Here is a 17,735-nt window from a genome sequence, read left to right as displayed (position 1 = left end):
GAGGTGAGAGCAATGATTGGGGAGACTCGCAAAAAACTGCGTGTTGCTATGCTAATTACGTCATTGGCTGGCGGAGGTGCGGAGAAGGCTGTCAGTATGCTGCTTCAGGGATTCAATCCCGAGCGATATGAACTTCATCTTATCGTAAATTGGAAGGAGGGACCCTATATGTCCCTCCTTCCTTCTTATGTACAGGTATCCGAAATGAACGCGCCTCGACTCCGAAGTGCTTGGAAAGCTTATATTCGAGTGCTGCGTCAAGTTCGTCCTGATGTAGTCATTTCGCATATGTGGGAAAACAATGTGCTTAATGTTGTAGGGCGTCGCTTATCAGGTTTGCGGTTTGCTACCGTGCTGTGTGAACACAGCTCGATTAGCCGCCATCGAGGTAAGGGTGTAAACATGATGAGACGTTGGTGCTATAAGAGAGCCGATGCGGTTGTTGGCTGCTCGCACATGATGGGAGAAGAGTTGAAGTATATTCTTCAAGTTCCTCGGTCATTGGTCCATGTCATCTATAATGCGGTGTTGAATGACAGTTTCTATAGACGTGCTAATGAAAACTATGAGCATCACTGGCTGCAGCAGGGGCTGGTGGAAGCTAGAACAAGAAACGTTAGCGAGATCATTGAAGATGCAGCAAATACAGATGGTAATCAAGAGGTAGAGGCAACGAGAATACCCGTGCTGTTAGGGCTCGGAAGATTGTCGCCTGAAAAGCGATATGATTTGCTCATCGAGGCCGTGTATCTGCTTCATCAGCGAGGATACAAAGTTAGAGCGCTTATTATCGGTGAAGGTGCAGAGCGTGAACGTCTAACAAAGCTTATCGCGGATAGAGATGTAAGGTCATGGGTAGAACTTCCAGGATATGCATCTAACCCACTGCCCATTCTGCGTCAAGCTGATATATATGTCCAGAGCTCTGATGTAGAGGGGTTGCCTACAGCGCTGATCGAAGCGGTGGCTTTGGGCACGAGCATCGTCGCTACACGTACGGCAACAGGTACAGAAGAGGTGTTGGAAGGCATTCATTCTGCTCTACTGGTGCCGTGTGGGGATGTTGAAGGAATGGCAGATGCACTAGAAAAACATTTGGTGAAATTGACTGCCCAACGGCAGCATGAAGAGGTACCGAGTGTATGGAGTCAGCAGTATGCTGGCAACTTCATTGAACCTGAGTCCAGCCGTGAAATTGCAGTCTCTCATGCGGATTCTATAGATACTCAGTTTCAGCGCTTAAACAAATTTACACTATCTTATGTCGTTGAACAGTATGAAGCGCTTATCTGCGATGTATTGAAAAAGCATGGAATTGAAGAAACGCCGCTTCCAGATAACTTTAGTCCGACTGAAGCCATTTCCCAGGAAGACGGTACAGTGAGGAAGGGAGTATCGCGATGAAGTTCGTCTTTGCCTATGATGTGCGTATTGAACAAGTAAGAGGTACAGAGCAGCTTTATCATAATTATTTTGATTACACCGTATGGGCTCGTTACTTGGAAGTCTGTGAGAAACTGGCCATTGTAACGAGAGTGGTGGAGGTTGGAGAGAATGAACCACGCTTGAACCGTAAACTATCGAGCGGTCCTAACGTGAGCTTTCATGGTGTTCCTTCCATAAGCAACCCAGTCTCGCAGTTAACCAAGCGCAAAGAGGTTACTCGCATCATAGAGGAGCAGCTTAAAGATGCCGATGGATTGATTGCACGCTTACCAAGCGAGATTGGGACAGTAGCGATTGCTGTCGCTAAGCGGCTTGGCAAGCCGTGGGCTGTTGAAGTTGTTGGTCACGCATGGGATGCGCTGATGAATCATGGCTCATGGCAGGGCAAATGTTATGCACCGATTATGACGTGGAGAACGAAGAATGCGGTTCGACAAGCTCCTTATGCGCTCTATGTAACCCGTGCGTTTTTACAGCATCATTATCCAAGCTGGGGATACCATATCAACTGTTCAAATGTTGAGGTTCCACCAGTACCTCAACAAGTGCTGGATCATCGTTTGAAGCGTGTGGATGAACAAACAGATGGTTGGCAAACGGTAGGGATTGTTGGCTCACTGGCATCGAATAACAAAGGTGTTGATACCGCCATCGAAGCACTATCCATGTTAAAAGGACAAATGCTTCGGCTTCGGGTATTAGGTGAAGGGGATAAAGGAAAATGGGTCGAGCTCGCTGCACGTTGGGGCGTAGCCGATCGCGTGGAATTCTGTGATCCTGTGCCAAGCGGTGAAGAAGTATTCCGTTGGCTAGACGAGTTAGATTTCTACATGCAGCCGAGCTTCCAAGAAGGACTTCCTCGCGCATTAATTGAGGCAATGAGCCGCGCGCTGCCGGCTATCGGCTCTACCGCAGGAGGAATCCCTGAATTGCTGCCGGAGGAATGGATATTCCGAGCTGGTGATGCTGCTGGGCTAGCGGAGAAGATGCAAGTAATGATAAGTAATCGTGACATGAAGCGGAATGCTGCTGCAACTAACTTTACGACTGCACAACAATATACAAAGGATGTTTTGGATAAGAGACGTACAGCTTTTTGGCAGTCTTTCAAAGAAGAAGCGGTACGCCAGTCCATTTTATCGAATTCGGGGATGGTGAAAGGATGAACATTTGGATTACAGGCGCCGCTGGCTTCATAGGCTCTCATGTTGCGGCTCGCTGTTTGGAAGCTGGCTATCAAGTAGTCGGCATAGACAATATGAATGATTATTACGATGTCACTTTGAAGGAGCAGCGACTGGAACGTTTGCTGGAACAATCGAAAGTATTGCTGCAAGCAGGGGAAGCAGCAGAAGTTCCGCAAGAACCGTTCCGCTTTTATCGCTTATCTATTGAAGAAGGTGACAGAATTCACGAATTAATGCGGGAGACAAAGCCGGATGTAATTGTGCATCTGGCAGCCCAGGCAGGCGTTCGCTACAGTTTGACGAACCCGCAAGCTTACATTCAATCGAATATCGTTGGGACAGCCAATATATTGGAGGCTGCCCGTTTACAAGGCGTAGGGCATCTGCTCTACGCCTCTTCTAGCTCTGTGTATGGGGCGAATAAGAAAATTCCATTCGCCGTAGAGGACCGAGTCGATCACCCTGTTAGTTTGTATGCAGCTACGAAGAAATCGAATGAGTTAATGGCGTATTCCTACAGTCATTTGTATGATCTGCCGACAACGGGTCTTCGATTCTTTACGGTGTATGGACCTTGGGGAAGACCTGATATGGCCTATTTTTCATTTGCAGAACGCATTACTTCTGGCAAGCCGATCGATGTCTATAACTTCGGCAATATGATGCGCGACTTCACTTACATTGATGACATTGTAGAAGGAATTATGAGGCTGCTTCCGCTTGCTCCACAACGAGATGGGGAACAAGCTCCATACAAGCTGTACAACATTGGCAATCATCAACCTGTTCAATTGCTAGATTTCATTCGTGTATTGGAGAAGCATCTTGGCGTTCAAGCCGAGCTTGTGATGAAGGAAATGCAGCCTGGTGATGTGCCGCAAACTTATGCGGACATATCCAGCTTGCAGCAGGATATTGATTTCCATCCGGATACGTCGATTGAAGTTGGCATTCAACGCTTTGCTGAATGGTATTTGACCTATAAAGAGCAGCGTACAGCAGAGCGTGTGATTCACGTATAGATGAGGTTTAGGCTGATCATTCACTAGGATACCAGTTCTTGCTGTGGGAGGTTCGTTATGGGTCAAATAACAGAACTCACGTTAAGTGAAAAGAGCTCGGAAACGGTATATATTCAGCCCAAAGTGAACGATTCCATCTTATTTCTACTGGCTAAACGAATCATTGACTTTGTGCTTGCGACAATGCTTCTCTTGCTAACTGCACCTATCGTAGTGGCAGTCATTGTATGCATTAAGATGGAATCCACAGGTCCGGCTTTCTATGTGCAGGATCGCGTTGGCTATAGAGGTAGGGAATTTAAGCTCATTAAATTAAGGTCTATGGTCATCGATGCAGAGAAGGACGGTCCTCGATGGGCAGCCACGCATGATGCGCGTGTTACTAAGGTTGGACAATTCATTCGTAAGACAAGAGTAGATGAGCTTCCGCAACTACTCAATGTAATAAAAGGCGAAATGAGTCTCATCGGGCCTCGCCCCGAACGAAATGCGTTCATGCAGCAGTTTAATCAAGAAATACCCGGCTTTATGAATCGAGTGCTCGTTAAGCCTGGGTTAACAGGTTGGGCACAAGTAAATGGTGGGTACGATCTCACTCCGGAAGAGAAGTTTCAACATGATATGCATTACATAACCAATCCTTCTGTACGGATGGAGACGAAAATTTTTCTCAAGACGATCAAGGTCGTTTTGACTGGAAAAGGAGCACGTTGAAATTTGAGTACAAGGAGGATAAGGCTACTATGTCGAGGTCGGATAAACGCGAATCAGCAGTTGCGACACAGGAAAAACCATCATCGCCTGCTCTACAGCAGTCTGAAAACTCCATAATACCACAACCAGCTAAAGCTTCTAAAACAGCGAAAGCAAATCATCGCATCCTATTCGCCGTTACTGCTGAGAGCGGAGTATCTTTTCTTGAACGCCAACTCAGTTACTTGCAGGAGCAGGGATACGCGGTGTTTGTTATGAGTGACGGTGCTCCCTCTTCACAAGCGCTAGAAGGAGCGACGCACATGAAGCTCACCATAGAGCGTGAAATATCATTATCGAAAGACGTCGTGTCGCTATGGAATGCTATTCGACTTATTCGGCGCATTAAGCCGGATATCGTTAATGCTGGAACGCCAAAGGCTGGCTTGCTCGTTAGTATTGCAGCTTGGTTATGCCGAGTGCCAGTTCGGATTTATACATGCCATGGATTGCGTTTTGAAACGTTAAAGGGATGGAAGCGGGCTCTAATGGTTACGACTGAGCGCCTGTCGGCAGCTTGTGCGCATAAAGTTATCGCGGTTAGTCCTAGTTTGAAGGACGTTTTGCATCGCAATCGTATATGTGCCCTTGAGAAGGTGGAAGTGCTCCATAATGGCAGCTGTAAAGGTGTGAAGGCGGAGCCGTTTATTTTGACAGATGAACGGCAAAAGCAGTCAGAAGCACTGCGCCAGTCATTGGGTATTTCTCAGGATACACCCGTAATTGGCTTTATTGGTCGATTAACAAAGGACAAAGGGGTAGATATTCTCGTCGAGGCTTTTCATCTCGTTAAAAAAGTCATTCCTCATGCTGTACTACTTCTTGTTGGAGAAAAGGAGCAAGGGGATCCGATCTCCGAAAAAACAGTAGAAACGATTGAACATGATGACAGCATCATTCATGTAGGATTTCAGAGGGAGCTTGGTGTGTTTTATGCAGCGATAGATTGTTTAGTATTGCCGTCGTATCGTGAAGGGTTTGCCAATGTGCTGATCGAGGCTGCGGTCGCAGGTAAACCAACGATAGCCACAAGAACAACGGGAATGATGGATTCCGTTACGGATGGAATTACGGGTCTGTTAATTGAGCCAGGTGATATGCACGAGCTGGCCGAACGCATGATTTGGCTTATCAAGCACCCTGAGGAGTGTGTCCGTTTAGGGGTGAATGGACATATTCGGGCGCTGCGGGATTTTGATCCTGAAGATGTTGTTCAGGCACATGCTTATTTCTATCATTCGTTGCATAAACAACGGGTTAGTCGTGGTAAAGCCAAAACGGATCATCATGAACAGGCTACTTATGCAAATAGCAGTAGGGAGGAGGGATTTCATTGAACGTACTCGTAACGGGTGGAGCTGGGTTTATAGGATCGCATGTTGTTGATCAATTGTTGCAGGCGAATCATAACGTAATTGTGATTGATGACGGCAGCAGCGGCAATGTAGCGAATGTACCGAATGAAGCGAAGCTATATAAGATGTCGATTATGGATGAGCAATTGACTGAAGTATTTGAACAAGAGCAGCCTGATGCCATCGTTCATATGGCTGCTCAGATCGATGTGCAGCGCTCGATTCGTGAGCCGATATTTGACGCGGAAGTAAATATTGTAGGTACGATTCGCTTGTTACAGTGCTGCGAAAAATACCATGTTAGCCGCTTTATTTACTCTTCTTCGGCTGCTGCATATGGAAATCCGCAGTACTTAGCCATTGATGAGCTGCATCCGATAGCACCTATGTCAGCATACGGTATTTCCAAATATACGCCTGAAAGATATATCAAAATGTACCATGAACAACTGCCTGATTTGCAGTATTCCATTTTACGCTATGCCAATGTATATGGAGAACGGCAAATTTCGAAAGGTGAGGGCGGTGTTGTATCGATTTTCGTCGATCAAATGCTTAATAACAGGCGCCCGATTATTTACGGAGATGGCAATCAGACACGAGATTTTGTACATGTAGAGGATGTTGCCCGTTCGAATGTGCTGGCATTGACGTCCGAAGGAAGTATGACGGTCAATATTAGCACTGGTGAGCCTACGAGTGTGATCGAGTTGTATCGACAACTGCAAGCACATACAGGGGTAGATGATCCGATATATTTGGAACCGCGTACTGGAGATATTGAGCATAGTTATTTGGACAATGCAAAGGCGCGTAATCGCTTGGGCTGGGAGCCTACGATAGACCTGCAGGCTGGACTTGCACGTACGCTGGCCTATACAAAAGATGCTGGACGCAATTCCGTATCAGTCCTGAGAGGTGCTTATTAATATTTTTATGGGGTAGAGACAGAACTGGATGGAGGGAAAGAAATGAAAGTAAGAAAAGCAATTATTCCAGCTGCTGGCTTAGGTACGAGATTCCTTCCTGCAACGAAGGCACAGCCCAAGGAAATGCTGCCGATCGTAGATAAGCCGACGATTCAATATATTGTGGAAGAAGCGATCGCATCGGGTATAGAGGACATTATGATTATTAGCGGTCGAGGCAAGCGGGCGATCGAGGACCATTTCGACAAGTCATTTGAGTTGGAAGAAAGCCTAGCAGCGAAGGGGAACCTAGATGCGCTAGAAGAGATACAACATATTTCAAAAATGGCTAACATTCATTATATCCGTCAAAAAGAACCTAAAGGTTTAGGTCACGCCATATTGTGCGCACGAACGTTTATTGGAAATGAGCCGTTTGCTGTCTTACTTGGCGATGACATTGTGCAGTCGGAAGTTCCTTGTATCAAACAGTTGATGGACGTGTTCGATCGGTACCATAGTTCTGTCGTAGGCGTACAGTATGTTCCAGATGAGGATGTTCGCAAATATGGAATCATTGATCCGCTTGGTCCTTCCGTAGAGCCTTCCCTTATGCATACGAAATCCTTAGTGGAGAAGCCCCCAGTAGGGCAAGCACCATCGAACTATGCCATTATGGGACGCTATGTGTTACGACCTGAAATTTTCGAAGTGCTGGAGCATCAGCAGCCTGGGGCTGGCAATGAAATTCAGCTGACAGATGCAATAATGACGCTGAATCAGTGGCAGGCGGTACTTGCCTATGAGTTCCAAGGCACTCGATATGATGTCGGGGATAAGCTTGGCTTCTTGAAAGCGACGGTAGATTTTGCACTGAGGAGAGAGGAACTGTCTAACGACATGCTTGCGTATCTCATAGAGACTGTCGAGCAGCATTCCGTGCTGAACGGCGCTGTTGCTGCAGATAGACGTAATCAGTTGATGGAATATACGGCGGGAGGATCATAGGATGAAGAGCTATTCAATAGCGGTAATTGGCACGGGTTATGTCGGGCTCGTATCAGGCACTTGCTTCGCTCATGTGGGGCATCGAGTGATTTGTTGCGATGTGGATGCAACTAAAATAGAACGATTGAAACGTTGTGAAATTCCTATTTATGAACCTGGACTTGATAAATTGGTAGCGGAAGGTATGCAGCAAGGAAGATTAAGCTTTACGACGGACATAGCCGCTGCTATTCAAGCAGCAGATGTTATCTTTATTGCAGTTGGGACACCTATGTCGCAGACGGGGGAAGCCAATCTGGACTACGTTCAGCAAGCTGCACGTATGATTGGAACAGTGATCAATGGCTACAAAGTAATCGTGACCAAAAGTACGGTTCCGGTTGGAACAGGACGTTTGATTGCTCAGTGGATTGGAGAGGCATCGAACAATCAATATTCGTTTGACATCGTATCCAACCCTGAATTTTTACGAGAAGGGTCAGCCGTTTATGATTGCTTGAATATGGAACGGACAGTAATTGGTGCCGATCGGCCTGAGGCTGCAGCTATTATTGCAGAGCTTCACGAGCCGTTCGGCACTGTTGTTTTAAAGACATCTATCGAGAGCGCGGAGCTGATTAAGTATGCTTCTAATTGTTTCTTGGCTATGAAAATTTCTTATATCAATTCCATTGCTAATCTATGTGATCAGCTTGGCGCTGACGTAGATGAAGTGGCTCAAGGCATGGGGCTCGACAGTAGAATTGGTCATCGATTTTTGCAGGCAGGAATCGGCTATGGAGGTTCTTGCTTCCCTAAGGATACGTACGCGCTTCGTCATTTAACGAAAGAAGCTGGCTGCCCGTTCTCGATTCTTGAAGCCGTTATTGATACGAATGAAAAGCAGCGTCTTATCGTCATTGATAAGCTGCAGCAGTCACTTGGTTCGCTTGCAGGCAAACGAATTGCAGTTCTAGGCCTAGCGTTTAAGCCGAATACGAATGATGTTAGGGATGCACCTTCATTGACGATTATTCCAAAGCTTCTAGAAGCTGGTGCTATCGTTCGTGCCTATGATCCTGTTGCTGCCGATGAGGCTCGTCATGTACTAGGTGATCAAGTCGTATATATGCCTTCTGTACAGGATACAGTTATGTATTGCGATGCATGTTTGATCTTGACGGAATGGGAACAGATCGTTGAAGCCGATTGGGAGACGCTGCATGGTTCGATGTCCAGACCTTTAGTTATTGATGGTCGAAATTGTTGGAAGGCAGAAAAGATGGCCGAACTAGGATTTGAATATATTTCAATGGGAAGACCATTTGTGCCGCAGCGGGAAACATCATTGAGAGTACCAGTTTAATGATTAGAAGGTGAAAATGTTGAAGATGTCTGACCGTATATACTTATCCCCCCCGCATATGAGCGGAGATGAGCTGGCGAAGATTGCAGAGGCTTTTGCCAGCAACTGGATTGCGCCTTTAGGGCCCATGGTTGAGCAGTTTGAACGTCAGATAAGCGAATTAGTAGGAATAGAAGGAACGGTAGCTCTATGCTCTGGCACAGCAGCGATACATCTTGCGCTCGAATTGGCTGGGGTAAGAGAGGGGGATATCGTGTTTTGTTCTTCGCTTACGTTCGTTGCTAGTGTGAATCCTATTCGTTATTTAGGTGCAGAGCCTGTATTTATAGACTCGGAGCCTGAGACGTGGAATATGTCTCCACGCGCATTAGAAAGGGCTCTGTATGAGGCTAGCATGGTTGGTCAGCTGCCCAAAGCAGTCATCGTTGTGCATTTATACGGCCAATGCGCAGATATGGATGCCATTATGAAAATATGCCAGCAGTACGGCATATGTGTGATTGAGGACGCAGCAGAAGCACTCGGAGCGACATACAAGGGACGAATGGCGGGAACGATTGGGGATTACGGGATATACTCTTTCAACGGAAATAAGCTGATTACGACATCAGCAGGTGGAGCACTTGTATCCAATCATACCGACAAGTTGGACTATGCACGTTATTTGGCAGCTCAAGCCAAGCTGCCTGCCTATCATTATGAGCATAATCAAGTCGGCTATAATTATCGGCTGAGCAACATTCTTGCTGCTATTGGATGCAGCCAATTGAATGTGATCGACGAGCGGATTGCACTGCGTAAAGCTGTGTTTGAAAGATACCAACAGGCGCTCGGAGACAGACCAGGCATTTCATTTATGCCAGATCCATTATGGGGAAGTTCGACGCGTTGGCTTACGACCTTTACGCTGGACCCTCATCTTATTGAGGCTACACCGCTTGATGTGGTGCAGGAGCTGGAAGTCATGAACATTGAATCTCGTCGAGTATGGAAACCGATGCATGTACAGCCGCTGTACGAAGGCTGTCGTTATTACCGGCATGAAGAAAATGAGAGTGTTAGCGACATGCTGTTCGAGAGAGGAATCTGTTTGCCATCAGGCTCAAGCTTGGCAGTTGATGATCAGAACAGAGTCATTGAAGGTGTGCAATCCGCTCTTCGACCCATCTATTCCTTATCTTGAATGATGATCAAGCCTGTATAAATGGATGATACATGTAGTCGCTGTGAACAACTCTTTTGATATTAAAGGAGATTATTATGAAACGTTTGTTTGATGTTGTATTATCTTTAATTTTAATCGTCTTCCTGAGCCCATTACTGCTTTTAATCGCGATATATGTACGGATGACTATTGGCAAGCCCGTTATGTTCAATCAGGAACGTACGGGCTTGCACATGAGGTCATTTAAATTATATAAGTTCCGTACCATGAGTGATGAAGTCCTGCCAAATGGGGAGCCGCTGCCTGATGAGCAGCGCTTGACAAAAGCAGGCAATATACTTCGCATGAGCAGCTTGGATGAGCTTCCGCAGCTGTTCAATGTGTTAAAGGGCGATATGAGTCTGGTAGGACCACGTCCACTTCCTAGCAAATACAACCCTTACTATTACGAAGCGGAGCGGGTTCGGTTTACCGTACGACCTGGCATTACAGGGCTAGCACAAATTTCGGGTCGCAACATGTTGTCGTGGCAAGCGAGATTTCAATGTGATCGCGACTATGTAGAGCGACAAAGTATGTGGTTGGACATTGTTATTTTGCTCAAGACAGTTAATCAAGTTGTCATAGGCAAGAACAATGCAGTGTGCCCAACTATGTTCGTTGCAGAACTAGATCGAGAACGGCGTGTCAGTTTGAAGTCAAAAACGATGTAAACTACCAACCACCTCTGCAAGGAGAGTAGAGATAAAATGAAGCGAGTCATTGTATTCGGAAGTATGGGCGTAGCAGTCGACTGCTTGAGATGGCTGCTGCGTCAGCCAGAGGTAGAAGTGCTGGGGGTTGTGTGCTCGACAGAGCCCTTATCTAAATGGCGTCTCGTTCAAAAGGATGAGAATATGTACGATGAAGCAACGCTATTAGGGGTTCCTGTACTGAATCTTGAGCAGGTATGCGAGTTGGAAGCTGATCTAGGTGTTAGTGTCCGCTATCACGAATTGCTGCGTGCACGTCATTTAGAACGCTTTAAGCTAGGTGTCGTTAATCTTCACGGAGCGCCTCTGCCTGAAATGCGCGGGTCCATGTGTGATGCCGCTGCCATTATAGAAGGGCGAGAGGAATACGGAACGAGCATCCACTGGATGAATGAAAAAGTAGACGAGGGCTTGCTTATCGCGGTGAGTCGTTTCCATATTCAGCCTTCGGACACGGTATATGAATTGTTTCAAGCGAGCAATCAATATGGATTAGAGCTGTTAAAAGAGTGGCTGCCTCGCATTTTGGAAGGGCATGTAAAGGGAGTTGACCAACTGCAATTAGCGCAGGAATTGCATGTTGAGCCCAAAACGTATCGAGTGCAAGAGGTTAGAGCTTGGAAGCAGATTCCGGAGCAAGCTACTGCGCAGCAAATTTGGAATACGGCGCGTGCCTTTCAGTTTCCTGGTCATGAACCTGCATACATGCAAACGGCAAACGGTAAAGTCTATGTTTCGATTGCTAGTGATAATACATGATGTACGGAGGAATGGAGTATTCATGAATGTTGTCCTGCTTGATATGGAGAATCGTGAGAAATGGAATACATATACCCGAGCTGCGCTTGATACAGACGTATACTTTTCTGCGGAGTACTGTCGGGTTTATGAAGATAATGGGGAAGGCAAGGCTCAGTTGTTTGTCTATGAAGAGGGGGATGAGTTTGTCTGTTACCCATATCTATTGCGCGATGCCAGCCATCTCCCAGGACTGCGTGAGCTAAATGTGACCAAGCCCATCTATGATATTACTACTCCGTATGGGTATGGAGGACCGATATCGAACGTAGCTGATGCCGACAGGAGAACAAGGTTGTTCCGCAATTTTGAGTACCAATTTGATGCATACTGCCACGAGCATCGTATTGTCTCCGAATTCGTACGCTTCCATCCACTATTGAACAATTGGCGAGATTACAATGATGTGAATCCAGAGTTCGTGCGCAACACGGTCTTTGTTGATCTTACGCTTTCTGAAGAGGATATGCTAACAACGTTCTCACGGGATAATCGCAATCGTATTAGGCGCGCTCAAAGAGAAGGATTTTACGTCACTATTAAGGAGCCGACAAGGCTGGATAATCTTATTCGTCTGTACGATGCGACCATGTTGAAAAAGCAGGCAAGTACGTACTATTACTTTGATAGAAACTTTTTCCAAAATACAACGTCTTATTTAGAGGGATACGTGAAGCTAATGGAAGTTCATGCAGATGACAAGGTCATTGCTTCCTGTCTCTTTATGCATGAAGGTGATTATGCGCATTATCATCTTATGGGCTCTGATCAAGCATATTTAAAGGCTGCTCCGATTAACTTGCTCATCTATGAAGCAGCTTTATGGGCGAAGTCACAAGGATTCAAGAAACTTCATTTAGGAGGAGGGGTAACCGGGAACGACAACTTATTTCGATTCAAGCGTAGTTTCAACGAACGTGAATGGGCTGATTTCTATGTCGGTCGACGCATTCGGCATCAATCACTGTATGACGCTGCCGCGCTAATATTGAATAAGCAGCATGGCATAGCTGGAACGGAATCCGCCTATTTTCCAATGTATCGCAACCCATTGCTCTTTAATACTTCAACGGAATCAAGCTGTTTTGAGGTCTCGTCTGGATAAGCGGAGCCTGCCGTCCCTTAAGAAGGACAAGTGCAGAGGGGTGCTTGACCATACGGACAAAGGGGATTCGGCATATGATGCATGAAGCTGATACCAAGAGGATATGAATGGTATAAGGCTATGCTGTCATTAAGAGGTGGAAAGGATGGGGCATAAAACGAATATGTGTTTAAAACGTTGTAAGAAATGGCTGCTTGTTTTTGGTGTTATTTTTGTTATCGCTGGATTGCAGTGGAATCCTTCTTCGGAGAATACAGCCGCAGCATTAGAGACCCCTGCGCCGCAAGGTACGAATATTAAGTCACTTGGAGCTGTAGGAAATGGCACGACAGATGACACTGTCGCTTTACGCAAAGCAAGTGAAATGTTGTCGGGCAAAATCTATTTTCCAACAGGAACTTATGTACTGAATGATGATCTCGTATTTCGTAAAGAGCTTACCCTAGTATTCGGGCAAAATGCGAATATTAAAGTTGCCTCAGGCAAGACGTTGAAGTTGGAAGGCGGACTGCAAGGCGGGCTATATACGCTCTTTACTGGAGATGGAAGCGTTGTCGCTACAGGAACGATTAAGAAAGTATATCCGGAGTGGTTCGGCGCTTTGGGAAATGCAATCCAAGATGATCGACCTTTCATTCAAGAGGCAGTGAACTTTGCAAGTACCTTGAAGAAGGGAGCAGCGGTTCATTTTACACAAAATCGAAATTATGTGCTTGGTACAATGACCGTACCTCTTAATACGATTATTAGTATGCCAGGGCATGTCTCTCTTGAAGGCCGTGGAACGTTGAAAGTTAGAAATAATATGGGCAAGTATAATACGGTGTTTGAATTTACGCAGCCGATCGATCATATATATGTTAGAGAACTGACTGTAGATAGCAATGCTCAGAACAATCCAATCACAGAAAAGCCTTCTGATACGAATAATGCGATGCGTGTGTTTACCATCTACACAGGTACAGGAGCACAGTTCCAAGGTGTTACGGTTCGAAATAGTTTGGCTATTCAAAGTATTATGGGTAACGTAGTTAACGACCTTGTTGTGCAAGACTGCCAATTTCTTAATATGGGAGTTGGATCTCCATTCTTCTTTGATACCTCAACGATTTACTCCGTCGGCAATAATGCCAAAATTACAAGAAACTACTTTGAAGCTGGAGGCCCGGGCAGCAATACTGCGATTGAAGTACATGGATACGGCAAAGTAGTAAGTTACAACGTAACCAAGAAATATCGTACGGGCATCATTTATGCATCCACATCCAACAGAGACTACAAGAACGAAAATAACCTCATCGCAAACAACCGTATCGAAGATGCTGTATTCGGTATGAGCCTATGGGCGTCTAGAGGCGATGTTAAGCAGCTGACGATAACGAACAACAGCATTATTGTTAATGCTCGCGGCGGCGGTTTCATGTCTACAAATGCAGAATCAACAGGGATTCAATTCTACCATCCTAGTGTAGACGCATGGATTGATATAGCCATTACAGATAACTTCATCGACTTCAAACATCCTGGCGGCGGTTATATGACACTTGCTCCTCATGCTGCTGGAATCGACTTATCCCTGCAAGGTAGTGGTACGAAAGTAGAAGGCCTTCTTATTAAAGGCAACATTATACGCAATGCATATACGAACGGCATCACCTGGAACATTGAAGGGGTGCAGAACAATATCGTAGTTGAAGAAAATACGATTATTAACCCTGGCTCCTTATACAGTGGTAAAGAAGGATATAGCTCAGGTATTGCTTTATATGAGAATCCACTGTTCTCCAACAGTTTCGTACGAAATAATGTGGTTGTAGAAGATCGCACGACATCCAAGATGTACACGGGACTGTTGTTGAGAAGTTTAGGTGTTGCGGATCGAGCGCATCAACAATTGTCGTGGATTAACAATACGATCGTATCGGAAATGACTCCATTGAGCGGAGAAAAGACAATAGCGGTAGGAAATACACCAATTATCGTACAGACACCATTCTAATAAGTAAAACGTACAATGACGTGAAGGGGCGGACGGAATGAGCACCGCCTCTTCTTCTGTTACTCAAGGCTGTGTTATAGATTCGTTTCTACTCACTTCATGGCAATCTGCACTCACTATTCAATCTGCCAGCTCTGACAGCAATAGATTCACAAGCCTTGAATGTGCATCCAGATGAGAAATGGTGGTGAATGTATGGGTGGAATAGAAATGCAGAATAACAGACCGTTATTGGTTACAGGCGCGTCAGGGCAGCTCGGGACAGACATCATGGAGTTGCTAAGCAAGTATAATGTGCCAGCGGTAGGGTGTACTCGTACAAATTTGGATATTACCGATAGTGAACAGGTTCATGAAGTAATTGGTCGGATAAAGCCAAGGGGTATTATACATGCGGCAGCCTATACGAAGGTGGATCAAGCAGAATATGAGAGTGATGAAGCATACCGGGTCAATGTGTATGGTTCACGCAATGTAGCTGCTGCTGCCGAATCGATAGGATCGAAGATCCTTATGCTCAGTACGGATTATGTGTTCGATGGGCGAAGTACGAAACCGTATGATGAATTTGCTGCGCCAAGACCGATAAATGTATACGGTTCATCCAAGCGGGAAGCTGAAAAAATCGTATGCCAATTGAACCATCGTGCGTTTATCGTGCGTACTTCATGGATTTTTGGCAGGTATGGCTCCAACTTTGTAAAGGCGATGCTGGAACAGGGCAAAACCAATCATGAATTAAAAGTTGTTCACGATCAGATAGGCAGTCCTACTTATACGAAGGACCTAGCTGAATGCATCATTCAGTTGATCAACACAGATTGGTACGGAACGTATCATGTTTCGAATTCGGGCAGCTGTTCTTGGCATCAATTCGCTTGCGCAATCATGGAGGAAGCAGAGTTGCAGGTCAAAGTAAGATCGGTGCCAACCTCACAGTTTCCTCGACCAGCAAGACGTCCAGCCTACTCGGTATTAGAAGGAAGAGCGCTCAAACTTCATGGCTTGTCTCCTCTACGGCCATGGCGTGAGGCGTTGGCGGATTGTGTTAAAGCGTTGGAAGTACGCAACTAACAACTATCAATCGTAGGAGGATAGGTGATGAGATGCGCTGTACTAGGAGGGGATCTCCAAGGCTTGTCGCTGGCAATTAGACTCGCTGGCTTGAAGCATGATGTGTGGCTCGTAGCGAACAGCGCAGCATGTGCCGAACGATGGCGGCAGGAGTTGGGTGATCGGCTGCTGTGTACGATCAATGACTCGTATGCAGTGAAGCGGTCAGATGTACTCTTTTTCGTCAATAAGAGCGCGTCTACTTCACTTGATCCACATTCGCTCGTGGAATGGTTGCAGCCTATAGTAGCAGAACATGCGCTCATTGTCATTGCGGCTGAAGTACAGCCTGGGACGACATCAATGATGCGGCAAAAACTGAATCAATCTAAACGTTTCACAGGAACTGTTGTATATGTGCCTCCTGTATTGCTGCATCGTCCGCTCCCACTTGTCATAGGGACGGAGCATGGTGAACGATGTGCAGCATTGGAGCAAGTGCTGGACGGTTGGCATCGCCTTCACTATAGGATGAAGGATCAAGTAGCCGAATATGTACAGTGTTTTGCTGAGAGGGGGCCCTTTACTTCTTCATCTTCGTTTCGTAATGGTAGGGAAGCAAGAGAAGCATATGCATGGTGGCATAACATACAGTCTAGGACAATGCTTAATAGATTGGAGCGAATAAGAGAAGCGGAGTGGTCTTAGCATGTTTCGAATATGGCGTCGCTGGCGGACTTGGCAGAAAGTTGTGGTTTCCTGTTGCTTAGTTATGCTGATTGGAAGTTGTATCGCTGCACTTATCATTGGGATGACACTAAAGAATGCGGCGGATTCGATGTACGAAGCTTTGCCAGAACGCAAGGAATCACTTCGTTCAACGATTGAGCCGTTAGAGATGAGTCTAATAAATCCAATACATAATCGTCAATCAAATAACAGTACCCCGATTCCAGTGATAAAACCAGTGACAAAGGATACACAGCCAGATGTCAGCAATAGTGAGCCGTTTACGATGCTGTTAATGGGCGTAGATGAGAGAGCGCATGATAGCGGTCGTTCTGATACCTTGATTATGGTTGCTGTCAATCCGAAGCAAGGCAGCGCCGTCATCGTACATATTCCGAGAGATACACGAACAGAGCTGGCAGGATTGAAGAAGCTGGATAAAATCAATCATGCTTATGCCTATGGCGGGACAGCCATGACTGTCGCTACCGTTGAGCAGCTATTTGAGATCCCGATCCATTATTACATTAAGACGAATATGGAGGGATTTAAGGCTGTTATTGACGAACTTGGCGGCATAGAAGTACATAACCAAATTCCATTTGAAACGGATGGACATCAATTTGCATTAGGGGATATTGAGCTAAGCGGCGAGCAATCATTAGCATATGTGCGCATGCGCAAGCAAGATCCGAAGGGAGATTTCGGACGTATGGATCGGCAAAGTCTAGTACTTCGTGCACTGGCTCAAAGAGCTGCCTCCACAGATGGTGTTGTACGTTTAGGTGCAATCATAGATGTGCTGAAACAACATACAAGAACCAATTTGGCATTCGAGGATTGGATTTCACTTGCCGCTAAGCATGCTTCGTCTGTTAATCAAATCGAAAAAACAACATTAACAGGTGCTTCACAGCGGATCGCAGGCATTTATTATTGGAAGGTATCCAAAAAGGAGCGTCTGCGTGTTCATAACTTGCTACGCAACAATTTGGATCCTAATCTTGACAAATAAAGCAGGAAGTCGTACATTTATGATACGAAATGTAGCATTTATGTCGATTTTTAGTGATTAGAAGGTCCTTTTTCGAGGATTATGAGGAGGCTTAT

Annotated in this window: 16 protein-coding genes; all 16 read left to right on the top strand. The window is 45.8% G+C overall.

Annotation, left to right across the window (positions count from 1 at the left end):
• Window positions 1-12: 12 nt before the first annotated feature.
• Complete coding sequence (locus NQ117_RS10700) at window positions 13-1,404, top strand: glycosyltransferase (RefSeq protein WP_258277922.1); 1,392 nt, start codon at window positions 13-15, stop codon at window positions 1,402-1,404.
• Window positions 1,401-2,612, top strand: coding sequence for a glycosyltransferase (locus tag NQ117_RS10695; RefSeq protein WP_258277921.1), 1,212 nt, complete (start codon window positions 1,401-1,403; stop codon window positions 2,610-2,612). The genes NQ117_RS10700 and NQ117_RS10695 overlap by 4 nt, the downstream gene beginning before the upstream one ends.
• Window positions 2,609-3,655, top strand: coding sequence for an NAD-dependent epimerase (locus NQ117_RS10690; protein ID WP_258277920.1), 1,047 nt, complete (start codon window positions 2,609-2,611; stop codon window positions 3,653-3,655). Before NQ117_RS10695 ends, NQ117_RS10690 begins: the two co-directional genes overlap by 4 nt.
• A 57-nt stretch (window positions 3,656-3,712) precedes the next feature.
• Window positions 3,713-4,369 carry a sugar transferase gene (locus tag NQ117_RS10685; protein ID WP_258277919.1) on the top strand — a complete coding sequence of 219 codons (657 nt, stop codon included), beginning with the start codon at window positions 3,713-3,715 and terminating at the stop codon, window positions 4,367-4,369.
• 29 nt (window positions 4,370-4,398) lie between these two features.
• Complete coding sequence (locus tag NQ117_RS10680) at window positions 4,399-5,745, top strand: glycosyltransferase family 4 protein (RefSeq protein ID WP_258277918.1); 1,347 nt, start codon at window positions 4,399-4,401, stop codon at window positions 5,743-5,745.
• Window positions 5,742-6,692: an NAD-dependent epimerase/dehydratase family protein gene (locus NQ117_RS10675; protein WP_258277917.1), complete on the top strand. Its 951-nt coding sequence runs from the start codon at window positions 5,742-5,744 to the stop codon at window positions 6,690-6,692. The genes NQ117_RS10680 and NQ117_RS10675 overlap by 4 nt, the downstream gene beginning before the upstream one ends.
• A gap of 42 nt (window positions 6,693-6,734) precedes the next feature.
• Entirely contained in the window at window positions 6,735-7,679 is a 945-nt protein-coding gene (galU, locus tag NQ117_RS10670) for a UTP--glucose-1-phosphate uridylyltransferase GalU (protein ID WP_258277916.1), read from the top strand.
• Between the two features lies 1 nt (window position 7,680).
• Window positions 7,681-9,024 (top strand): UDP-glucose dehydrogenase family protein, encoded by a 1,344-nt coding sequence (locus NQ117_RS10665; protein ID WP_258277915.1) that lies wholly within the window; start codon window positions 7,681-7,683, stop codon window positions 9,022-9,024.
• A gap of 19 nt (window positions 9,025-9,043) precedes the next feature.
• Window positions 9,044-10,207 (top strand): aminotransferase class I/II-fold pyridoxal phosphate-dependent enzyme, encoded by a 1,164-nt coding sequence (locus tag NQ117_RS10660; RefSeq protein WP_375163060.1) that lies wholly within the window; start codon window positions 9,044-9,046, stop codon window positions 10,205-10,207.
• 77 nt (window positions 10,208-10,284) lie between these two features.
• On the top strand, window positions 10,285-10,902 hold the full coding sequence (locus NQ117_RS10655; protein WP_258277913.1) for a sugar transferase: 618 nt from the start codon (window positions 10,285-10,287) through the stop codon (window positions 10,900-10,902).
• A gap of 36 nt (window positions 10,903-10,938) precedes the next feature.
• Window positions 10,939-11,700, top strand: coding sequence for a formyl transferase (locus NQ117_RS10650; protein WP_258277912.1), 762 nt, complete (start codon window positions 10,939-10,941; stop codon window positions 11,698-11,700).
• A 22-nt stretch (window positions 11,701-11,722) separates the two neighbouring features.
• Window positions 11,723-12,844, top strand: a complete 1,122-nt coding sequence (locus tag NQ117_RS10645; protein WP_258277911.1) for a lipid II:glycine glycyltransferase FemX — start codon at window positions 11,723-11,725, stop codon at window positions 12,842-12,844.
• A 145-nt stretch (window positions 12,845-12,989) separates the two neighbouring features.
• On the top strand, window positions 12,990-14,843 hold the full coding sequence (locus NQ117_RS10640; protein WP_258277910.1) for a glycoside hydrolase family 55 protein: 1,854 nt from the start codon (window positions 12,990-12,992) through the stop codon (window positions 14,841-14,843).
• 210 nt (window positions 14,844-15,053) lie between these two features.
• Window positions 15,054-15,917, top strand: a complete 864-nt coding sequence (gene rfbD / locus NQ117_RS10635; RefSeq protein WP_258277909.1) for a dTDP-4-dehydrorhamnose reductase — start codon at window positions 15,054-15,056, stop codon at window positions 15,915-15,917.
• Between the two features lie 27 nt (window positions 15,918-15,944).
• Entirely contained in the window at window positions 15,945-16,604 is a 660-nt protein-coding gene (locus tag NQ117_RS10630; protein ID WP_258277908.1) for a hypothetical protein, read from the top strand.
• A gap of 1 nt (window position 16,605) precedes the next feature.
• Window positions 16,606-17,640, top strand: coding sequence for an LCP family glycopolymer transferase (locus NQ117_RS10625; RefSeq protein ID WP_258277907.1), 1,035 nt, complete (start codon window positions 16,606-16,608; stop codon window positions 17,638-17,640).
• Window positions 17,641-17,735: the final 95 nt, after the last annotated feature.

This window comes from Paenibacillus sp. SC116 (assembly GCF_024733555.1).
Classification (GTDB): domain Bacteria; phylum Bacillota; class Bacilli; order Paenibacillales; family Paenibacillaceae; genus Paenibacillus_B.
This window is presented reverse-complemented; position numbering and strand designations above follow the sequence as displayed.